The organism is Parvimonas sp. D2 (assembly GCF_035282635.1).
Lineage (GTDB): Bacteria > Bacillota > Clostridia > Tissierellales > Peptoniphilaceae > Parvimonas.
This window is the reverse complement of the sequence record NZ_JAYKBO010000040.1, coordinates 1-276: the sequence shown is the minus strand read 5'-3', so window position 1 is coordinate 276 and position 276 is coordinate 1. Positions and strand designations below refer to the sequence as shown.

At 38.0% G+C, this 276-nt stretch carries 1 protein-coding gene; it reads left to right on the top strand.

Features of this window, described 5'->3' with window-relative positions; genetic code table 11:
• A partial coding sequence (locus VJI77_RS07500; RefSeq protein WP_323988969.1) for a hypothetical protein occupies positions 1–276 on the top strand: 276 nt, incomplete at both ends.

The following is a 276-nucleotide window of genomic DNA, read 5'->3' as shown; positions in this document are numbered from 1 at the left end:
TACGTGGTGAATTACCCTTGGTTAGCCCTTATCACTCTTGGACCGGAGGATTTGAGTTATCTGAACGTCATACAGAAAATGGCTATCTCACCGATTCATTGTACAAGGTAGACTTTAAATATACCTATCAAACTTTGGATGGCTGGCTGGCATATAATGTGGGTGCTAAAAAACAACTCAAAAAGAATTTTACATCGAGATTAAAAAGGTTTATTGGAGTACGTGGTGTGCAACGTTTGTTCAATGATATACCGGAACAATTCAAAACCACATACA